This is a genomic window from Nonomuraea sp. NPDC050680 (assembly GCF_040654555.1).
Lineage (GTDB): Bacteria > Actinomycetota > Actinomycetes > Streptosporangiales > Streptosporangiaceae > Nonomuraea.
Genome location: NZ_JBFAIF010000014.1, coordinates 118,344 through 136,479, shown reverse-complemented (window position 1 = coordinate 136,479; position 18,136 = coordinate 118,344). Strand labels below are relative to the sequence as shown.

Genomic DNA, 18,136 nt, shown 5'->3' with positions numbered 1-18,136 from the left:
GCGCTACTCGTCGATCCAGCCGAGCTCAACTGCCCACCCGTGCGTCATGGCTTCGGCCGCGGGCAGCGTGAGAAACGAAACGGCATACACAACAACAAGGAGCCCGATCGGAACGGCCCAAGCGCGAAGACGGGTTTCCGCTGGACCGGCCCTATCCTGTCCAGCGTTGGCACGGCGCTCCCGCCGGAGTCGCGTCTGCGGGAGCCGGCGGTCGGCTGGCCTCAGCGCCCACGACACGATGGCGCACGCCCCGAACACCAGCGGCACCCCCCACGTCCGAAGACTGTCGCCGACTATCAGATGCGACGCCACGGCACTCGACCAGAGGAAAAAGGCACCCGCGTACGCCCATTCCTTGATCAGCGGGAGCCTGGGCGCGATGATCGCGATGGCCGCACCGGCCTGCCACGCGGCTAGAACATAGGCGAAGAAGTGCGGGTATCCCAGGTGACGCAACTGGGCTTCCACCCATTCGATCGGCACCAGGTTCCACACCGATCCAGCAACCAACTCGAAGACGATGACCAACGTGGTGGCCCAAAAGGCGACTGGGCGGATCCGGCTCCCATTCCAGCCGCTTCGTGCGACGGCGGCCGGCTTCTCGCCCGTCGCGTGCTGGAACGTTGTGGTCGTTTGAGTTCGCATCGCAGCCCCCTCGTCAGATCGATCTGCCATGTTCATGAGATTCTGCTTGCGTCGCGAGCGACCGCGGAGGCCGGCTGCTCGGGACGCGGGCCGCCCTTGGGCCAGAGGCTGGAACCCGGCTTGCGGGCCTCACGGCGGATCCTCGACACCCCGAGTTTGCAGGTCGCCTCCTTGATCACCGCGGCCATGCGCCCGGCGATGTAGACGTTCACTGTCGTGTCGTCCTTGCGGGCGAGCTGTCGTATGCCGGCGCGCCGGCCGAGGCTGACGCAGGATCCGGTGAGGGCCTGGTTGATCACTGCCGGTTCGGTTCCCGCTATGCGGCTCAGTACGGTGTTGGCAGCCTGCGCCCCGAGCGGCTGTGCGGCCTGGGAGCTCATCCGCAGCGGCTGGCCCGACGGTGCGGCGGCGTCCCCGGCCGCGACGATGCGGTCGTCGTCGATGCTGGTCAGCGTCTCGTCGGTGAGCAGCCGGCCAAGCGCGTCGGTCCGCAGCCCGCTCGCGGAGGCCAACTCCGGTACGCCGAAACCGGCCGTCCAGATGGTCAGTGCGCTCGCGCGCACCCCACCGTCGCCCAAAACCACCGCATCCGGCTGGACCTCGGTCACCACGCCGGCCTCGAGCACGGTGACACCGTGCCGGGACAGCCACGTGGCCACGGATCGGCGAGCGGGCACACTCAGTGCCGGCGCGAGGGTTCGGCCACACACCAGCGTGACCGTGCGTCCTTGTTCGGCCAGTTCGGCGGCCGTCTCGATGCCGGTCAATCCGCCGCCGACCACGGTGATCGGGGCATCGAACGGCAATTCGGCCAGCCGGGCGCGCAGCCGCTGCGCGGATTCGAGTTCGGCGATGGGGAAAGCTGATTCGGCCGCGCCGGGTACCGATGACGGTATCGCCGCAGTGCTGCCGACCGCGTAGATGACGTAGTCGTAATCCAGCGCGCGGCCCGACGCCAGCCGTACTGTGCGGGTGGCGGTGTCGATGCGCGTGGCGCTGTCGACCACCAACTGGATGTCCTCTCCCAGCAGTGTGCCGTAGTCCACCGTGACTTCGCCGGTGTCGGCCACGAACTGGTGCAGCCGGATTCGTTCGACGAAATCCGGACGGGGATTGACCAGAGTGATGTCGACGTCGGCGCGCATCCGAAGATGGTTGGCCGCGAGTGCTCCGGCGTAACCACCACCGATGACGACGACCTTGCTGGGTGTGTGGTGTTCGGGCGTGGGCATGGCGAGGCCTTTCCTTCTCGACGGCGATCCGCATACCTGCCGTGGGTGGCTTCCTGCGTGCTGGATGGTGTCTCGCTAGTTGGACAACACAGCACCGCAGAATGTGAGGCGACGCGCCAACCTCACATTTCGAAGGGCTGTCTTGTCGTCCTACCGACAGCGAGTGCGACAAAAGAAGCCGGGGACGCCATGACCACCCAGCCCGGGCCAGGAGACGGCCTGCTCGATCCGAGCCTGAGCGAGATCACGAGCGAGCGGCGTCGGCTGATCAATCTCGCCTACCGGCTCCTCGGCTCCTTGGCCGATGCCGAGGATGTCGTCCAAGAGACCTACGCCCGCTGGTACGCCATGTCCCGCCGGCAGCAGCAGAGCATCGAATCGGTCGCCGGCTGGCTGACCACGGTCGCCAGCCGCATCTGCCTGAACCTGCTCTCCTCGGCACGGGCCCGGCGAGAGACCTACGTGGGCGAATGGATCCCCGAGCCGCTACCCGAACATACGGAGTGGACCAGCGGGCGGCCGGACGGCACCCCCATCGACCCGGCCGACCGCGTCACCCTCGACGAGTCCATCAACATGGCCTTCCTCGTCGTGCTCGAGTCGATGACCCCCGCCGAACGCGTCGTGTTCATCCTGCACGACGTCTTCCGCTATCCCTTCGCCGAAGTGGCCGAGATCGTCGGCCGTACCCCGGCGGCCTGCCGCCAGCTGGCCACTTCGGCCCGCCGCCGCATCCGCGCCGCGCAGGCCTCGTCGACGCCGGCGGCCCGGCAGGCCCGGATCGTCAGGGACTTCAAACAGGCATGGGAGGCCAAGGACATCAACGCCCTCATCCACCTCCTCGACCCGGACGCCACGGCGATCAGCGACGGCGGCGGCGTCGTCGGCGCCATGCGCCACCCGGTCGAAGGCGCCGAGCAGGTGGTGCGCTCCCTGCTCCATCTCGAGGGCAGGCTTCGCGACCTGACGATCCTGGAGCGTACGGTCAACGGCCGGCCCGGCCTGATCGCCCAGCAGGACGGAGTCACCGTATCGGTGTACGCGTTCGACGTCGCAGGCGACCGGATCAAGCACATCTGGGCGGTACGCAACCCCGACAAGCTCCGGTCGTGGACGGTGGGACCGCAGCACCAGGAACAGCGAGTCGCGCCCAGACGCCAAACGCCGGCCGCCTCACACCTGAACGGCGGCACAGAGACGCTCACACACACGACGACGACATGGATGGACAGACGATGACGCAAGCGCTGGAATTGCCGCTGCAGATGCGGCGTAACGGGTTCGACCCGGCCAAGGAGCTGGGCCGGGCACGCGACGGCGAGGGTGTGGTGCGGGTGGTGACGCCGTCCGGCGAGCCCGCGTACCTGGTCTGCCGCCATGAGGATGTTCGCCAGGTGCTGTCGGATCCGGCCCGGTTCAGCAGTGCCCTGACACCGTTCCCGGGATCGGGTGACATGGACGCCGAGGAGCAGGTCAAGATGCGGGCCGGGGGGCTGATCGGGTTCGACCCGCCGGAGCACACGCGGTTGCGGCGGATGCTGACCCCGGAGTTCACGGTGCGCCGGATGCGCCGGCTTGAGCCGCGGATCACCGAGATCGTGGAGTCGGCTCTGGATGATCTGGAGCGGGCCGGTAAGCCGGCCGATCTGGTGGCGCACTTCGCGTTGCCGGTGCCCTCGCTGGTGATCTGTGAGCTGCTGGGTGTGCCGTACGCCGACCGCGCCGAGTTCCAGGAGCGTTCCGCGCGCATGCTGGATGTGGCGTTGCCGATGGAGCAACAGGCCGCCGCGCGGCGGGAGGACCGCGCCTACATGACCGGCCTGGTGGCCCGCGCGCAGGCGGACCCCGGTGAGGACATGCTCGGCATGCTGGTACGCGAGCACGGCGACGATCTCAGTACCGATGAGCTGATCGGCATCGCCGGACTGCTACTCCTGGCCGGGCACGAGACGACCTCGAACATGCTCGGCCTGGGCACCCTGGCCCTGCTGCGGCACCCGGACCAGCTCGCGATGATCCGCGATGATCCGGCGCAGGTCGAGCCCGCCGTCGAGGAGCTGTTGCGCTGGCTGTCCATCGTGCAGTCGCTGCCGCCCCGCACGACCACGACGGAGGTGAAGATCGCCGGACATGTCATCCCCGCCGGCTCGCTGGTGATCTGCTCCCCGCCCGCCGCCAACCGCGACCGCGCCTTCATCGACGAACCCGACACCCTTGACATCACCCGGCGAGCCGCCGGCCACGTCGCCTTCGGCCACGGGGTGCACCACTGCCTCGGGGCACCGCTGGCGCGGATGGAGATGCGCATCGCCTTCCCGGCCCTGCTGCGGCGCTTCCCCGGCCTCGCCCCGGCCGACCCGGACGAGCAGGCCGACTTCCGGGCCTTCAGCGCCGTATACGGCTTGAACGCGCTGCCGGTGACCTGGTGAGCGGGCGGTCGCCCTGATGTCCGCACAAGCAATGAAAAACATGACACAAGATGTCGGGTTTTGGAGCGAGCATGGTTTCGCCGGTCGGCCCTGATGGAGGACGTGGGCCGAGCCCTACGGATAGACGCTTAGACAAGGACCGCAATGCGCGAAACCCCAGAAGATCTCAAAGAGCTGCAGGTCCTACTGGATGCTTCTCTCTCCCTTTCCACCTCGCATCTCCGCTCGATCATCACTACGGAGAGAACGCTGACCGCAGAGCAACTCGCCGGCGTCCTCACCGGGATGTGCCCTCTGGCCCTTTCCACCGTGACGGCCAAGGGCGAGCCGCGGATCAGCGGGGTGGACGGGCACTTCCTGCACGGCAAGTGGCACTTCGGTACGGCGCGCAAAGCCGCCAAGGCCCGCCATCTGGCCGCCCGCCCCGCCGTCAGCGCCGCGCACATGCGCGGTGAGGACCTGGGCGTGTTCACACACGGCACGGTGGAGATCCTCAATCCCTTCGGTGGCGAGCCGGCCGCGGACTGGCCGGACCTGCTCGCCTACTTCAAGGACTTCTATGGCGACGACTTCTTCGACTGGGACAACGAAGTGGTCTACTACCGGCTGCATCCGCACTGGATGAGCGCCTACGCCCCCGACGTCGCCAAGGTCACCGCGATGTCTCGGTCCTGATCCGCGGCACGTGCCGCATCGGGACCGGCCACGTGCCGAGAGACCTGGTCAGAGCGGCCGCCGCGTAGTGGCGTGATCGGTTCATTCGGCATGGGCGGGGCCTGTCCGCCCATGTCCTGCTGCGTTGCGAGAGGGTGGACGAAGGTTGACGGCATTCGTACGGGACGTCGCTGGTATGGGCGGCGAGACCATCGACGTGGTGGGGGCTCGTACCAACAACCTGCGGGACGTGTCGGTGAGCATCCCCAAAGGGCGGCTCGTCGCGTTCACGGGAGTGAGCGGCAGCGGCAAGACCTCGTTGGCCATCGACACTCTGCACAATGAGGCCCAGCTGCGGTATCTGGAGGGGCTTTCGCCGTTCGTACGGCAGTACATCACCCAGCGCAATCGTCCGAAGGTCGACCGCATCCTGGGACTCGGCGCGACGCTCGCGGTCGATCAGCGTCGCTTGAACCGCAACCCCCGCTCCACGGTCGCGACGATCACCGGCATCGACGGGCACCTGGGGCTGTTGTACTCGCGCCTTCCCGGGATCGGCGCGGACCCGGCGGCGGAGATGGGGGACGGGTATCTGACGACCGCTCACTTCGACCGCAACACGCCGGAAGGCAGCTGTGCGGACTGCCATGGGGTGGGCGGGCGCTGGCAGGCGCAGGAGGACCTGGTCATCACTCACCCGGAGCTTCCGCTGTTCGAGGGGGCCTCGCCCTGGTACGCGAAGTGGCGGTCGGGAGAGCACGCGTTCGTACCGGCGCTTGCCGAGAAGCGGGGCGTGGACCTCGGCCGGCCCTGGCAGTCGCTGCCTGAGGAGTTCCGTCACTGCGTGCTGTATGGCACGGGTGACGAGAAGATCGAGGCGACCGTCGACATGACGAACAAGAATGAGACGGCCCAGGTGACCTACACCTTGAGCGAGCCGCTGCGGGGCGCTCTCGCCGAGGTGGAGCGGGTGTTCGTGAACGCCCAGACCTCCAGCGCCAAGCAGCGCTACCTGCCGTACATGCGCAAGCGGCCCTGCGGCACCTGCGGTGGCAGCGGGTACGACCAGGTGGCCCTGTCCGTGCGGCTCGGCGGGCTGACCTATCCCGACCTGCTCGAGGTGGAAGTACGGGAGGTTCGCAGGTGGGTGAAGCGCGTGGCGGACGACCTGGGCTCCCGGCAGCGCGAAGTGGGTGAGCCGCTGCTGCAGGACCTGGGCCGCAGGCTTGGCATCCTTGACCGGCTCGGCCTGGCCCATCTCCAGCTGTCCCGGAGCGCGGCGACGCTGTCCGGGGGTGAGTTGCAGCGGACCCGGCTCGCCGCCCAGCTCAGCACCGAGCTGAGCGGCATCATCTTCGTCCTGGACGAGCCCGGGGCCGGACTGCATCCGGCGGACAAGGCACACCTGCTCGACATCGCCCTGGAAGTGCGCGCGGCCGGCAACACGGTGCTCCTTGTCGAGCACGACCCTGAGCTGATCGCCCGGGCCGACTGGGTGATCGATATGGGGCCGGGCGCGGGCCGTCTCGGCGGTGAGGTTCTGGTGTCGGGGCCGCCCGCCGACGCGGCCGCCCACCCGAAGTCGCTGACCGGACGCTATCTGGCCGGTGAAGGGCCGCGGCTGCGCCGGACCCGCCGCCCGGCCGGGGACGACACCGGCTGGGTGGAACTGCACGGCCTGCGCGCGCACAACGTGACCGCGGAACTGGTGCGTTTCCCCACCGGTCGGCTCACCTGCCTGACCGGGGTGAGCGGCAGCGGCAAGAGCAGCCTGCTAGGCGTGCTCGGGACGAGCGTGGAGGCCGCACTCAACGGGGCGGTGACCGACACGGTGCGGGAGGTGACCGGCTTCGAGGGATTCGGCTGGGTCGCCGTCGTCGATCAGGAACCGCTCGGGCGCACGCCGCGGTCCAACCCGGCTACGTACAGCAAGGCATTCGACATCGTCCGCAAGCTGTTCGCCGAAACCGACATGGCGCGCGGGCGCGGGGTCAATGCCTCCTGGTTCAGCTTCAACACCTCGGGTGGCGGCCGCTGTGAGACCTGCACCGGTTATGGCCGCAAGCTGGTTGACATGCACTTCCTGCCGGATGTGTGGGTCGTCTGCGACGCGTGCGAGGGGCGGCGCTACCAGCCGGAGGCCTTGGAAATCAGATACCAGGGGCTGGCCATCGACCAGGTACTGGAGCTGACCGTCGCCGAGGCCGTGGAGCGGTTCGCCGAGCCCCGGCAGCTCACGGAGATCCTGGAATCCTTGAACCAGGTCGGACTTGGCTATCTCCAGCTCGGCCAGAGCGCAACAGAGCTGTCCGGCGGCGAGGCGCAGCGGCTGAAGCTGGCGTCCGCGATCCAGCGCGGTGCCGGGAGCCGCAAAGCCGGCCTCGTCGTCCTCGACGAGCCCGTCTCGGGCCTGCACCCGTCTGACATCCAGCGTGTGGTGGATGCGCTCGATGTGTTGCTCGACTCGGGCAACACCGTCGTCGTCGCCGAACATGACATCCCCGTCGCCGCGTCCGCGGACTGGGTGATCGACCTGGGGCCGGGAGCCGGTCCGGACGGGGGCGCGGTGGTCGCGGAGGGCACCCCGGACGCCGTCGCGACGGCGGACACCCCGACAGCCGGCTTCTTCCGCCGGTACGCGGCGGGCCTGCCGCTCCTGGAGATGCGAGAAGTCGTTTCGGTGCCTGGTCGGCCCTGACCCGGCGGCAGACGAAACCTGAGCCGGAAGAGGTGTGGGGAGTGGTAGGGCGACCGGGGCTCGAACCCGTGGATCTCTATCGAGGGGCCACCCCGCGTTCGCGGTGAACGTGGCGTCGTCGGCGTGGGCGATGGACAGTCTGAGGCCGTGGTGGTGGTGTTCGACGCGGAGGCCGAATCTTGGGTCCGGACAAGTTCGGGTTTTTCCTTCACTCTCGGGCTAATGACCTACCCCCACGGAGGCTTGCGATGGTGCTTGCCCAGATCGCTCGCTGGACCGCCGCTCTCAGCATGGCGGCGGCCATGACCTTCGCAGTCGCCCCGTCCTCTGCCGCGGCCGCGCCGCCCGACTTCCGGCCGGGGGCGCCTGGCCTCGGTGACCCCTACTTCCCCCTGGAGGGAAACGGCGGGTATGACGCCCAGCACTACTCCCTCAACCTTGGCTACGACCCTGCCACCAAGGTGCTCAGGGGGACGGTGCACATGCTGGCTCGCGCCACCCAGGACCTGTCCCGCTTCGATCTGGACTTCCAGCAGCTCACCGTGAGATCGGTCACGGTCAACGGCCGCCAGGCCTCCTACGTGCGCGACGGCCAGGAGCTGATCGTCACCCCCAGGTCGGGTCTGCGGCGTCATGGCGTGTTCGACGTAGGTGTCACCTACGACGGCATCCCGCAGCCGCTCGGCGGCCCGATCGTGTTCGGCCTGCCGTACGGGTGGATCGCCACGGAGGACGGCGCGCTCGTCGCCTGCGAGCCGAACGCGGCCAGCACCTGGTTCCCCTCCAATGACCACCCGAGCGACAAGGCGACCTACTCCATCTCGGTGACCGTCCCGAAGGGGCTCACCGCCGCGGCCAACGGCGTGCTGACGGCGCAGGCCACTCACGGTGACACGACGACCTTCCTGTGGAACGAGCTGCGTCCGATGGCGTCGTACCTGGTCACGGCCACGATCGGCCGGTTCGACGTGCAGAAGGGCAGGACGCCGGACGGCTTGCGCGAATGGGTCGCCACCGATCCGACCGTGCCTGGTACCGAGGTCGTCTTCCAGCAGACCGCCGACATCACCGATTACTGGAGCGAGCTGTTCGGGCGCTACCCGTTCGAGGAGACGGGCGCGATCGTCGACAACGTCCCCATCGTCGGCTTCTCGCTGGAGAATCAGACCAAGCCGCTGTACTCCGCCGTCCGCAGCGAGACCACGGTCGCGCACGAGCTGTCCCATCAGTGGTTCGGCGACAGCGTTTCGGTGCGGACATGGCAGCACATCTGGCTCAACGAGGGCTTTGCCACCTTCGCCCAGCGCTACTGGACCGAGCACACCGGCGGCGAGACCGTCCAGGCGTGGTTCGACCAGCAGTACGCCACCAGGCCGGAGTCGTTCTGGCTGTCGAAGGTGGCCGACCCGCAGCGCGACACCATGTTCGACACCGCCGTCTACAACCGCGGCGGCATGACGCTCCAGGCGCTGCGCGTGAAGATCGGCGATGAACCCTTCTTCCGGCTGCTGCGGACGTGGGCGGCCGATCATCGCTACGGCCTGGCCGACACCGAGGAGTTCATCACGCTCGCGGAGAAGATCTCCGGCCAGGACCTGACCGAGTTCTTCAACGTCTGGCTGTTCACCCCGAGCAAGCCCGTGACATGGTGACAGCCTGTCAGGGGGAGTGGCAGGTCGCCTTGCCAGCGAGATGATCTTGTAGTTCGGCGTGGCGGAACTGGTAGAAGGGCCCCACGCTCCGCAGGACGCCCAGGTGGTGCAGATCATGCAGGAAGGGCATCAAGCGGAAAGGCAGCCGGCCCGATGGCCCAAGATGTAGCAGGGCGATGGTGGACATCAGCCACATGTGCTGGCGTTTGGTCACCAGACCGAACGCCACGCCGAAGATGATGCCCATTCCCGCGTCCGCGGCCGCGGACGGGTGAGGTGGCACGATGGACGCCTCGTTCATGAAATCGACAGCGAAGCCGACGGTCGCCCCCAGGAGCAGCGCGTTCATCAACTGCAAGCCCACGAGGCTTCGGTTGACCTGCCAGCTGGACTGCGGAGTGACGGCGGCGGTGAACGGGGGGAGCCGATTCTCGTCCGGCTCGGCGGGCTTCGTGTCCTGCCGCGAGACCCGCAGGCCCACCCAGCCGAGGCCGAGCGCTGAGATCAAAGTGGCCACGCCCATCTTCCAGCCGTGCACCCACGTGCTGTAGCCCACCGCCGGCAGGCCGAGGCCGGCCGGCAGGATGAGGAAGATCGACGGCACGTCAGACAACAGGCCGCGGGTGAAGTCCCGCAGCCGTTGCCGTACACGCAGCGGAGCGAAGTCGGGAATGCGGGCGGCCTGCACCGCGGACAGGCCGAAGCAGATGCCGAAGGCAGAGCCGAAGACCGGCCCATAGGACAGAATGGCGCTCAACGCGGCCGGGAGCGCGAACACCAGACCGCTCAACAAGCCGATCCAGGTACGGGCAAGCGCGCGCCGTGTCCGGGAGGCGGGCAGCGCCTGGTCGGTCAGCCGCCACCAGGCCAGGTCATGACCGCCGGATTCGGCCTGCAAGTGTGCCAGCCGCCTCGTCCATTCGGTGATGCTGTCCGGGTCCCATGTCGTGGGCCGGATTTTTCCGCGTGCGTTCAGCAGCGCACCAAGGAGATTGTCGAGCAGGTGGACGCGCAGGGCCCGCGCGTCGTCGGCGTACCGGGTCGCCAACAGGGCCGGGTCGGCGTCGCGCTGGTCGATGTAGACGGCCCGGACCAGCCATAGGCCCATGGCGGTGGAGGTGACGTCGGCCAGGGCCGGCGCGGCGCCCTGTCTGAGGGCGCGCAGGACTGTGGTCCATGCTGAAGACGAGGAAAGCGGAGGTAGACAGTCGCTCAGGTAGTTCGCCACGATGCGGGGGCGCAGCGCCTTGGGTGCGACGACGGCGGCGGCCTTGAGCGGGCGCCGTGCGGCGGTGACCGCGTCGCCGTACTCGGTGGTACGCGAGGTGATGATCACCTGATCGCGTTCCATGAGCGTGTCGGACAATTTCTCGATCACCTTGCCGCGAGCGTTCTCGGGCAGTTCGTCGAGGCCGTCGAGAATGGCCAATATGGAGCCACGGGCAGCGAGAATGTCGGCGCCGTCCTGTCGGCTGCCCGGCGTGCGCAAGGCGGCGTAGTCGGTCCGCACGCGCTCGGCCACCCAATCCTGAAACCGAGGGCAGGTCTGGATGTCCCAGTCGGCGACGGGCAGGAGTACCGGGACCGGCTCGTCGTCGGCACGTGTGCGGATCAGTTCCAGCATCAGTTGGACGGCCAGGGTGGTCTTGCCTGTGCCCGCCCCTCCGGTGATGACCAGGCGGCGTCGGCGCAGCGTGCGGAAGGCGGCGGCGAGCGCGGTGATGTCGTCCGATCGGCCCGAGATCGCCGGCTCACGGTCGGCGATCAGGTGCGGATGATCCATGAGCCTGGTCCGGCGGGTCATGTGCCAGGAGACCGGGATGGGCGGATCGCCCAGGGCGCGCTTCACCACCTCATCGCTCCAACGCTCGTGGACCAGTTGGGCGAGCTCCCGCATGGTCTCGGTGACGGTCCCGGGAGCGGGGGCGAGCACGCGCGCGGCCCGTTCGGCGATCAGCCCGGCCACCACCGCCGCCACGATGGTGCCGGCGAGCCAAGGGCCGCTCCACACGCCGTCGTTGAGCACCTGGTTGGCGGCCACCGACACCACGACCGGCGCGAGCACCATGGACAGCCATAACAGCCGGGCCCGCCACCTCCGCTCGCCCACCATGGCGGCCATCATAGTGATCGTGACCTGCGGCCGATGGCCTTCCATCGCGTAGCACCGGCCACTGCGCAAAGGGGCGAAAGCCTCCAACGACCGCCTGGATCACAGCTCACCGCCCCGCTTCCAGCATCTCGGCCAGCCGGATCGGGTCTGTCCAGTGATCGCCTGTGTCCCTCTTCCTGGCGGTATCGGAGCGATAAGCCGCACGCCTGCCCCGCCGTACGAGCGGAACGCTCCCGCCGAGGGCCCGACTCGACTTAAATCAGCCTTGACTTATATAAGCCTGGAGTGAAATTGTTGGTCCCGTTCACGCACTCGACGTGCTCGGCGGCGCGGTCGGCACCCCCGACGCCCGTACGGCGTCGGCTCCGTACCACTTGGGGAGGTCGGCATCCAGATGGAGCGCTTTCGCCGGTTCTGGAGCCGGCGCCTGGCCGCGCTGGGCACCGAACTCGCGCGCGCCCGGCGCGAGCGCCGCGACCCGCTTGACGAGAGGCCGTCCGCGGAGGGACGTCCGGGCTCGAACGACAAGGAGGAAGAAGAGGAATGATCGACATCGTCAACCAGATCGACGCCACCCACCGGGATGTGCGGCACTTCGCTCCCGAGACCGGTGGGGACGGCAACAGATGACCCGCCGCGCGGTGAACCGTCCCGTTCTCAGAGAAGTACCGATGACCGACAACCTCACTGGCGGGGCGACGCGGACGCTGCTGGGCTGCGGCATCGTCGCCGGCCCGCTCTACATCATCGTGGTACTGCTGCAGATGCTCACCAGGGACGGGTTCGACATCAGCCGGTACCCGGCCAGCATGCTGAGCAACGGTGACCAGGGATGGATTCAGATCGCCAACTTCGCGGTCAGCGGCCTGCTGTTCGTGGCGGCAGCGATCGGCCTGCACCGGGCACGCGGTCCGGCGGGCTGGGAAGGTAGTTGGGGGCCGCGGCTGGTCGGCGTCTTCGGCGCCGGGATGGTCGCCGCCGCCTTCTTCTCCGCCGACCCTGCCGATGGCTTCCCGCCTGGGACGCCCTTCGGCCCGCCCACGAGCATGAGCACGCACGGGATGGTGCACTTCCTCGTCTCCGGGGTCGCCTTTCTCGCGCTGGTCGCCGCGTGTTTCGCGTTCGGGCGGCGGTTCGCGGCGGCCGGCCGCCGCGGCTGGGCCGCCTTCAGTACGGTGACCGGCGCGCTCTTCCTGGCGGCCTGGATCTCGCTCTTCGCGTCGCAGGGCTCCCGGGTGGCCAATGTCGCCTTCGCCCTCGCCATCGCGGTCGTCCTGGCATGGACGTCGCTCCTGGCGGCGCAACGGCTGACTACCGGCCGCCCGAAGTGAAGACAAGGGTCAGGGCGGTCCGGGCGGTCCGGGCGGTCCGGGCGGTCAGGGCGCGAAGATGCGAGCTCCCGTGTCGGTGGCTGCCGCCGAACCGGCATTTACGGTACGAAGCCGGCTCCCGTCTAGGCTGAATTCGCACGTGACGGACAGGAGGCTGAAGTGGCCGAGACGACGCTGGGCGAGGTGATGGCCGAGCTGGCCGGGTTGGCGGACCCGAAGGCGCGCGAGGTGAACGAGAGGCACGGTGACGATCACGGTGTGAACCTCGGCAAGCTGCGCGCGCTCGCCAAGCGGCTGAAGACGCAGCAGGAACTCGCGTGCCGGCTCTGGGAGACGGATGACACCGCGGCGAAACTGCTGGCGATCCTGATCTGCCGCCCGAAAGCGTTCGAGCGTGACGAACTGGACGGCATGCTGCGCACGGCGCGCACACCCAAGGTGCACGACTGGCTCGTGAACTACGTGGTGAAGAAGAACCCGCACGCCGAAGAGCTACGCCTGGCCTGGTCCGCCGATCCGGACCCGGTGGTCGCGAGCGCCGGCTGGGCGCTGACCGCCGAACGCGTGACGAAGCAACCACGGGGACTCGACCTCGCAGGACTGCTCGATGTCATCGAGGCCGAGATGAAAGACGCCCCGGATCGCCTGCAGTGGGCGATGAACGACTGCCTGGCTCAGATCGGGATCGAGCACGCCGAGCACCGCGCCCGCGCGATCGACATCGGTGAGCGCCTGGCGGTGCTCAAGGACTACCCCACGTCCCCAGGCTGTACGTCTCCGTTCGCGCCCATCTGGATCAACGAGATGGTGGGCCGGCGGCACGACAAGTAGGGAGGGCTCGCACGCCTCGTTCACCCGCAGCCCGACCTCGCCCATCAAGCGGCGGAGGAACGCTGACCAGCAGCTATCTCACCCGTTTCCGCTTCTGCCCCCTAGCCAGATCGTTCTCCTCGCTAACGGCTGTCCCCCGGTTCCTCGACCCCGAGGCAGTCACGGGCTGACGTGCGGAACGCGGCCACCAGCCGGCCGCAGTCCGCGGCCCGGGTCGCCACGACGACGTGGCCGGGTTCGACGCCGCGCAGCGGGATGGTGGTGAGGTCGGGCCGGGTGCCGCCGGTGTGCAGGGCGGCCGGGATGATGGCCACGGCCTGCCCGGCGGCTATATGTTCGAGCTTGTCCTCGATGGTCTCGACCGCGGGCCCGCCCGGTGCTGGGCGGCCTCCCGGCCGCGGGTCGATCCGCCAGTACGCGTCCCACTCCGGATCCGGGAAGCGGGGGATCGGCTCGCCCTCGATGTCGTCGAGCGTGACCGACTCCTTGCCCGCCAGCCGGTGCCCGACCGGTACGAGCAGCATCTTCGGCTCGTCGTAGAGGATCGTCACCCGCAGCCCTTCGGTTCGCAGCGGCAGCCGGGTGATCGCCGCGTCGACCCGCCGGTCGAGCAGGGCCTCGCGCGGTTCGTTCCACGCCAGATGCAGCGTGCGCACGTCGGCGTCGGGGTGTTGGTGCCGCAGGTTCCGCACCGCCGGGGTGACGATCAGGCCCGCGGTGTAGCCGACGGTGAACCGGGTGGGTTGCGCGGCGGCCTGGGCGGCGGCCGTGGCCTGCTTGGACGAGCGCAACAAGTCCTGGGCGTACGGAAGGAAGGCCGCTCCCGCCTCGGTGAGCCGCGTGCCTTGCCGCGTACGGTCCAGCAGCCGCGCGCCCACTTGGGCTTCGAGCTGGCTGATCTGCCGGCTCAGCGACGGCTGGGCGATGCGCAGTTCGGCCGCGGCCCGGCCGTAGTGCAGATGTGACGCGACGGCGGCGAAGTAGCGCACCAGCCGGAGGTCGAGATCCGTCATGCCTGAATCGTATGACGTGTTCCAGAACAGGTCTTTGATCACCGGGAGTGCTCGTCCCTAACGTGAGACACATGCAAACTGACAGCGAGATCGCGGTCCGCCGCTTCTACGAGGCTCTTTCCACCGGTGACACGGCGCTGGTCGACCAGGCCCTGGCCGCCGATTGGGAGGCCGTCCCGCCCATGCGCGCCGGCGGCGGCCCACAGGGATGGAAGGCGAGCATCGCCCACCTTCGCGGGGTTTTCAGCGACCTGTTCATCGAGATCGAGGACGTCGTCGTCAACGGGGACATGGTTGCGGTGCGGGCGCTCAACCGCGCGAAGCAGACCGGTGAGCTGCTCGGCGTCGAGGGCACCGGCCGCGAGGTCGAGTTCCGGGCGGCCGACTTCCACCAGGTGGTCGACGGCCGCATCGTGCGGACCTGGCACCTGGAGGACTACTTCGCGATCGCCACCCAGATCGGCCTGGAGTTCACCCGTGGCGCTTGACGGAAAGGCTGGTGTGCGACATCAGCCGGCCGGTCGACTGTCACCCGCACCTTGTGACCTTCGGCGTCGCCGGTCCGCGCAAGCGAGCATCCCCGTTCGAGTGCGTGCCACCGGCGCGGCTCGTGTCAGCCGGCGTGGGCGATGTCCAGTTCCCGTTGCTGGATGAACTTGGTGTTGCTTCGTAGGGAGCGCAAGGCATGGCCGATCACCGGGAGCCGGAGGCTGCGCGCCATGAGGGGCCGGAGGGCGATCTGCCGCTGGTTGCCGGGGGTGATGAAATCTCGCTGTTCGACGCCGTTGGCCTGGTAGTAGGTCATGTGCGGGCGGAGCTGTGCCTCCCAGGCGTACAGGGCGCCGTGGATGTCGCCGGGGTGTCGGTGCAGCATGCTGGCGAGCAGGTCGGCTCCGGCGAGTCCGGCGGAGATCCCCATGGCGGCGTACAGGCTGGGGGACCAGGCGGAGTCGCCGACCAGCACGACCCGGCCGTGCGACCAGGTGTCCATGCGGGGTTGCTCCACTGAGTCGAACAAGAACTCGTCGGCGGCCTCGAGCGCGTCGAGCGCCTCGCCGAGCAGCCGGCCCGTGGGCTGAGGTCCGTAGGCGGCGCGCACCCGCTCGGCGGGCCGGCCGGTGAACTCGGCGTCGACGTCGTCGGCGCGGTAGGAGAAGAGCACAGTGGGCGGGTGGTCGGCGAACGGAAAGACCCACATGGCCCGGTCGGGCTCGAGGAGGCTCGCTCCCTCGTGCGGGAGGAGACCGCCGACCGGGCCCGGCAGCATCGTCGCCGCGATCATGTAGCCGAGCCGATGCAGATGTCTGTCGTGCGGGCCGAAGACGAGACGCCGGACCGTGGACCGCAGCCCGTCGGCGCCCACGACGAGGTCGAATCGCTCGGTCACGGATCCACCGTCGTGTTCGAGCGTCACCTCGGCGCCGGAGGCGTCCTGCTTGATGCGGGTGGGGGTCGTCGCGTAGCGGATCTCCACGTCGTGCGGGAGCGCGGCGAAGGCGGCACGTTCCACGTCACCACGCAGCATCGTACGAGGCGAGCCGGGCATATCCCCGAACCCCAGCCCGGGTTTGCGGACGCCGGCGCGGTCCACCGTGTAGGTGATGCCGCCGAGCGGCGATCGGTCGGGCATGGCGTCGAGAATGCCGAGTCGCCGCGCCGCGGCCTGGCCGGCGCCGAACAACACGACGAAGTAACCACCCGATCGACGGCCCGGCGCCCTCTCCACGATCACCGGGTCCCAGCCGATGCGCCGCAGGCCGATCGCCGTGGCGATGCCGCTGACGCCGAGACCCACGACCAGGGCCCGTCTTCTGCTGCTGCTCAACGAAGTCATGGCTCATTCCTCAGATAGGGCGGCTAGGGGACGAAGACGATGCGGTCATCGGTCTCGGCGCTCCACGCCTGCGCGACCTGGGCGAGGGGTACGGCGCGGGCCTGTACGTCGACCGTGCCCGCGGCCACCGCCGAGGCCAGCTCCGGCAGCTCGGCGAGGAAGTCCCGGGCGGGGACCGAGCCGATGCCGCTGCCGACGATCTGCAGGCGGGCTGAGCGCAGACCTGCGGAGGGGATCGGCGCGGTCCGGCCGGCGACGGATCCGATCTGGATCCAGACCAGCGGGGCGGAGCGGTCGGCGCGGGCGGTGAGCATCGCCGTCATGGCGCCGGCGGCGCATTCACCCCACACGTAGTCGATGACCACGTCGACGTCGGCCGCGCGGCTGATCTGGTCGAAGGTGACCGTCTCGTCGGCGCCGAGCGCGGTCAGCGCCTTCAGGCGGGTGGCGTCGCGGCCGGCGGCGATGACCTGGGCGGCGCCGAACAGCTTGGCGATCTGGACCGCCATCCGTCCGGCGTTGCCGGTGGCGCCGAGGACGAGGACGCGCTGGCCGGCGTGGAAGTCGACGCGCCGGCGCAGCGCGACCCAGGACGACATGGCCGGGTTCATCGCGGCGGCGATCCGCACCGGGTCGATTCCGTCGGGCAGGATCACGCTGCGGCGAGGGTCGATGAGGGTGCGGTCGGCGAACGTCCCCAGAGCTGTGTCGTCCAGGGCCACGTAGCGGAGGTTGCCCTCGTGGTCACGTACCACGCCGTCGACGCCGGGAACGAGCGGATACATCCCGTTGCTGGAGTAGTGCGAGCCGTTCGCCTTGGCCCTGGTCAGATGATGCAGGCCGGCCGCGAGAACGTCCACGGCCAGCTCGTCGCCGTGACGTGGCGCGGGATCGGGATGGTCGCGATAGACCGGGAGGGCATCGGGTGCGGGGATAACGGCAGCGTGCATGGCGGCCTCCTCAAGATGATTTGTGTTACCAACAACTGCCATAGTGGTTGGTAATACAAATCATGTCAAGCGGTGCGGCGCGATCGATGCCACGTCACGATGCGTCATACGGCCGTCGCTTTGGGGAGCGCATCGGGCGGGCGTGATGAGCGGCGCAGCCGTGGTGGTGTTGCCGCGTCGCTATCCGTCGACGCCGACAAGGTCGTCGGCGGCCAGGGCATGGTTGGCATTACCAACCATGCCGGACTAGAATGACGGCATGACCGCCGACGATGCCATGGACGCCCTCGTCCGGACCACCTTCGAGGTGGCAGGCGTGCTGACCCGCATCGGCGGCGAGCACGATTTGTCGCTCACCCAGCTACGGGTGCTCGGCATCCTTCGCGACCGCCGCGCCCGCATGACCGAACTGGCCGCCTACCTTGGCCTGGACAAGTCCACGATGTCCGGCCTCATCGACCGCGCCCAGCGCCGGGGGCTGCTGACGCGCGGGAAGAACCCCGATGACGGCCGGGTCGTCGAGGTGTACATCACCCCAGCGGGGCTCGAACTGGCCAAGCGAGTAGAGGACGACATCCGGCGTGCCCTGGCGCCCGCGACCGGCCGCCTCGATCCGGATCAGCTCGATCAGCTCGTCAACCTGCTCGACGTCGTTTTGACCCGCTCGACGCGTGCACACGCCGTACCGGGGCCGACGGCCGCGAGCTGAAGGTGAGGAGCGGGCTCCCCTGCACCGCGCCTACGATCGTGCCGT

Annotated in this window: 16 protein-coding genes; 10 read left to right on the top strand and 6 right to left on the bottom strand. The window is 68.9% G+C overall.

What is annotated here, in order from left to right:
• Positions 1 to 3 precede the first annotated feature (3 nt).
• Together AB0H88_RS35620 and AB0H88_RS35615 are read right to left on the bottom strand one after the other, a co-directional pair.
• A complete protein-coding gene (locus tag AB0H88_RS35620; protein WP_357652339.1) occupies positions 4 to 681 on the bottom strand; it encodes a DoxX family protein in 678 nt (225 codons plus the stop codon).
• The gene (locus tag AB0H88_RS35615) at positions 678 to 1,877 is read right to left on the bottom strand and encodes an FAD-dependent oxidoreductase (protein WP_357652337.1); all 1,200 of its coding nucleotides are present in this window, start codon (positions 1,875 to 1,877) and stop codon (positions 678 to 680) included. Before AB0H88_RS35615 ends, AB0H88_RS35620 begins: the two co-directional genes overlap by 4 nt.
• 189 nt (positions 1,878 to 2,066) lie before the next feature.
• Here AB0H88_RS35615 and sigJ point away from each other — a divergent pair, with 189 nt between their 5' ends.
• The 5 genes from sigJ (at position 2,067) to AB0H88_RS35590 (ending at position 9,310) form a co-directional block, all read left to right on the top strand.
• Positions 2,067 to 3,116: an RNA polymerase sigma factor SigJ gene (gene sigJ / locus AB0H88_RS35610; protein WP_357652335.1), complete on the top strand. Its 1,050-nt coding sequence runs from the start codon at positions 2,067 to 2,069 to the stop codon at positions 3,114 to 3,116.
• Positions 3,113 to 4,306: a cytochrome P450 gene (locus AB0H88_RS35605; protein ID WP_357652333.1), complete on the top strand. Its 1,194-nt coding sequence runs from the start codon at positions 3,113 to 3,115 to the stop codon at positions 4,304 to 4,306. Before sigJ ends, AB0H88_RS35605 begins: the two co-directional genes overlap by 4 nt.
• 144 nt (positions 4,307 to 4,450) lie before the next feature.
• Entirely contained in the window at positions 4,451 to 4,981 is a 531-nt protein-coding gene (locus tag AB0H88_RS35600) for a pyridoxamine 5'-phosphate oxidase family protein (RefSeq protein ID WP_357652331.1), read from the top strand.
• A 145-nt stretch (positions 4,982 to 5,126) separates the two neighbouring features.
• The gene (locus AB0H88_RS35595; protein ID WP_357652329.1) at positions 5,127 to 7,658 is read left to right on the top strand and encodes an excinuclease ABC subunit UvrA; all 2,532 of its coding nucleotides are present in this window, start codon (positions 5,127 to 5,129) and stop codon (positions 7,656 to 7,658) included.
• Between the two features lie 248 nt (positions 7,659 to 7,906).
• Positions 7,907 to 9,310: a M1 family metallopeptidase gene (locus tag AB0H88_RS35590; protein ID WP_357652327.1), complete on the top strand. Its 1,404-nt coding sequence runs from the start codon at positions 7,907 to 7,909 to the stop codon at positions 9,308 to 9,310.
• Between the two features lie 7 nt (positions 9,311 to 9,317).
• Here the strand turns inward: AB0H88_RS35590 and AB0H88_RS35585 are convergent, their stop codons facing one another.
• A complete protein-coding gene (locus tag AB0H88_RS35585; RefSeq protein WP_357652325.1) occupies positions 9,318 to 11,423 on the bottom strand; it encodes an NACHT domain-containing protein in 2,106 nt (701 codons plus the stop codon).
• 394 nt (positions 11,424 to 11,817) lie between these two features.
• Here AB0H88_RS35585 and AB0H88_RS35580 point away from each other — a divergent pair, with 394 nt between their 5' ends.
• From AB0H88_RS35580 to AB0H88_RS35570, 3 genes are all read left to right on the top strand, one after another.
• On the top strand, positions 11,818 to 11,970 hold the full coding sequence (locus AB0H88_RS35580) for a hypothetical protein (RefSeq protein ID WP_357652324.1): 153 nt from the start codon (positions 11,818 to 11,820) through the stop codon (positions 11,968 to 11,970).
• 124 nt (positions 11,971 to 12,094) lie between these two features.
• On the top strand, positions 12,095 to 12,754 hold the full coding sequence (locus AB0H88_RS35575; RefSeq protein ID WP_357652322.1) for a DUF998 domain-containing protein: 660 nt from the start codon (positions 12,095 to 12,097) through the stop codon (positions 12,752 to 12,754).
• Between the two features lie 159 nt (positions 12,755 to 12,913).
• Entirely contained in the window at positions 12,914 to 13,585 is a 672-nt protein-coding gene (locus tag AB0H88_RS35570; RefSeq protein WP_357652320.1) for a DNA alkylation repair protein, read from the top strand.
• A 122-nt stretch (positions 13,586 to 13,707) separates the two neighbouring features.
• Here AB0H88_RS35570 and AB0H88_RS35565 read toward each other — a convergent pair whose 3' ends face one another.
• Positions 13,708 to 14,598 (bottom strand): LysR substrate-binding domain-containing protein, encoded by an 891-nt coding sequence (locus tag AB0H88_RS35565; protein ID WP_357652318.1) that lies wholly within the window; start codon positions 14,596 to 14,598, stop codon positions 13,708 to 13,710.
• A gap of 71 nt (positions 14,599 to 14,669) precedes the next feature.
• Here AB0H88_RS35565 and AB0H88_RS35560 point away from each other — a divergent pair, with 71 nt between their 5' ends.
• Positions 14,670 to 15,086, top strand: a complete 417-nt coding sequence (locus tag AB0H88_RS35560) for an ester cyclase (RefSeq protein WP_357652316.1) — start codon at positions 14,670 to 14,672, stop codon at positions 15,084 to 15,086.
• A gap of 125 nt (positions 15,087 to 15,211) precedes the next feature.
• Here the strand turns inward: AB0H88_RS35560 and AB0H88_RS35555 are convergent, their stop codons facing one another.
• Positions 15,212 to 16,432 carry an FAD-dependent monooxygenase gene (locus tag AB0H88_RS35555; protein WP_357652314.1) on the bottom strand — a complete coding sequence of 407 codons (1,221 nt, stop codon included), beginning with the start codon at positions 16,430 to 16,432 and terminating at the stop codon, positions 15,212 to 15,214.
• 23 nt (positions 16,433 to 16,455) lie between these two features.
• Entirely contained in the window at positions 16,456 to 17,382 is a 927-nt protein-coding gene (locus AB0H88_RS35550) for a zinc-binding alcohol dehydrogenase family protein (RefSeq protein ID WP_357652312.1), read from the bottom strand.
• A gap of 259 nt (positions 17,383 to 17,641) precedes the next feature.
• Between AB0H88_RS35550 and AB0H88_RS35545 the strand changes: the two genes are divergently transcribed.
• Entirely contained in the window at positions 17,642 to 18,091 is a 450-nt protein-coding gene (locus AB0H88_RS35545; protein WP_357652311.1) for a MarR family transcriptional regulator, read from the top strand.
• The last annotated feature ends 45 nt before the right edge of the window (positions 18,092 to 18,136 follow it).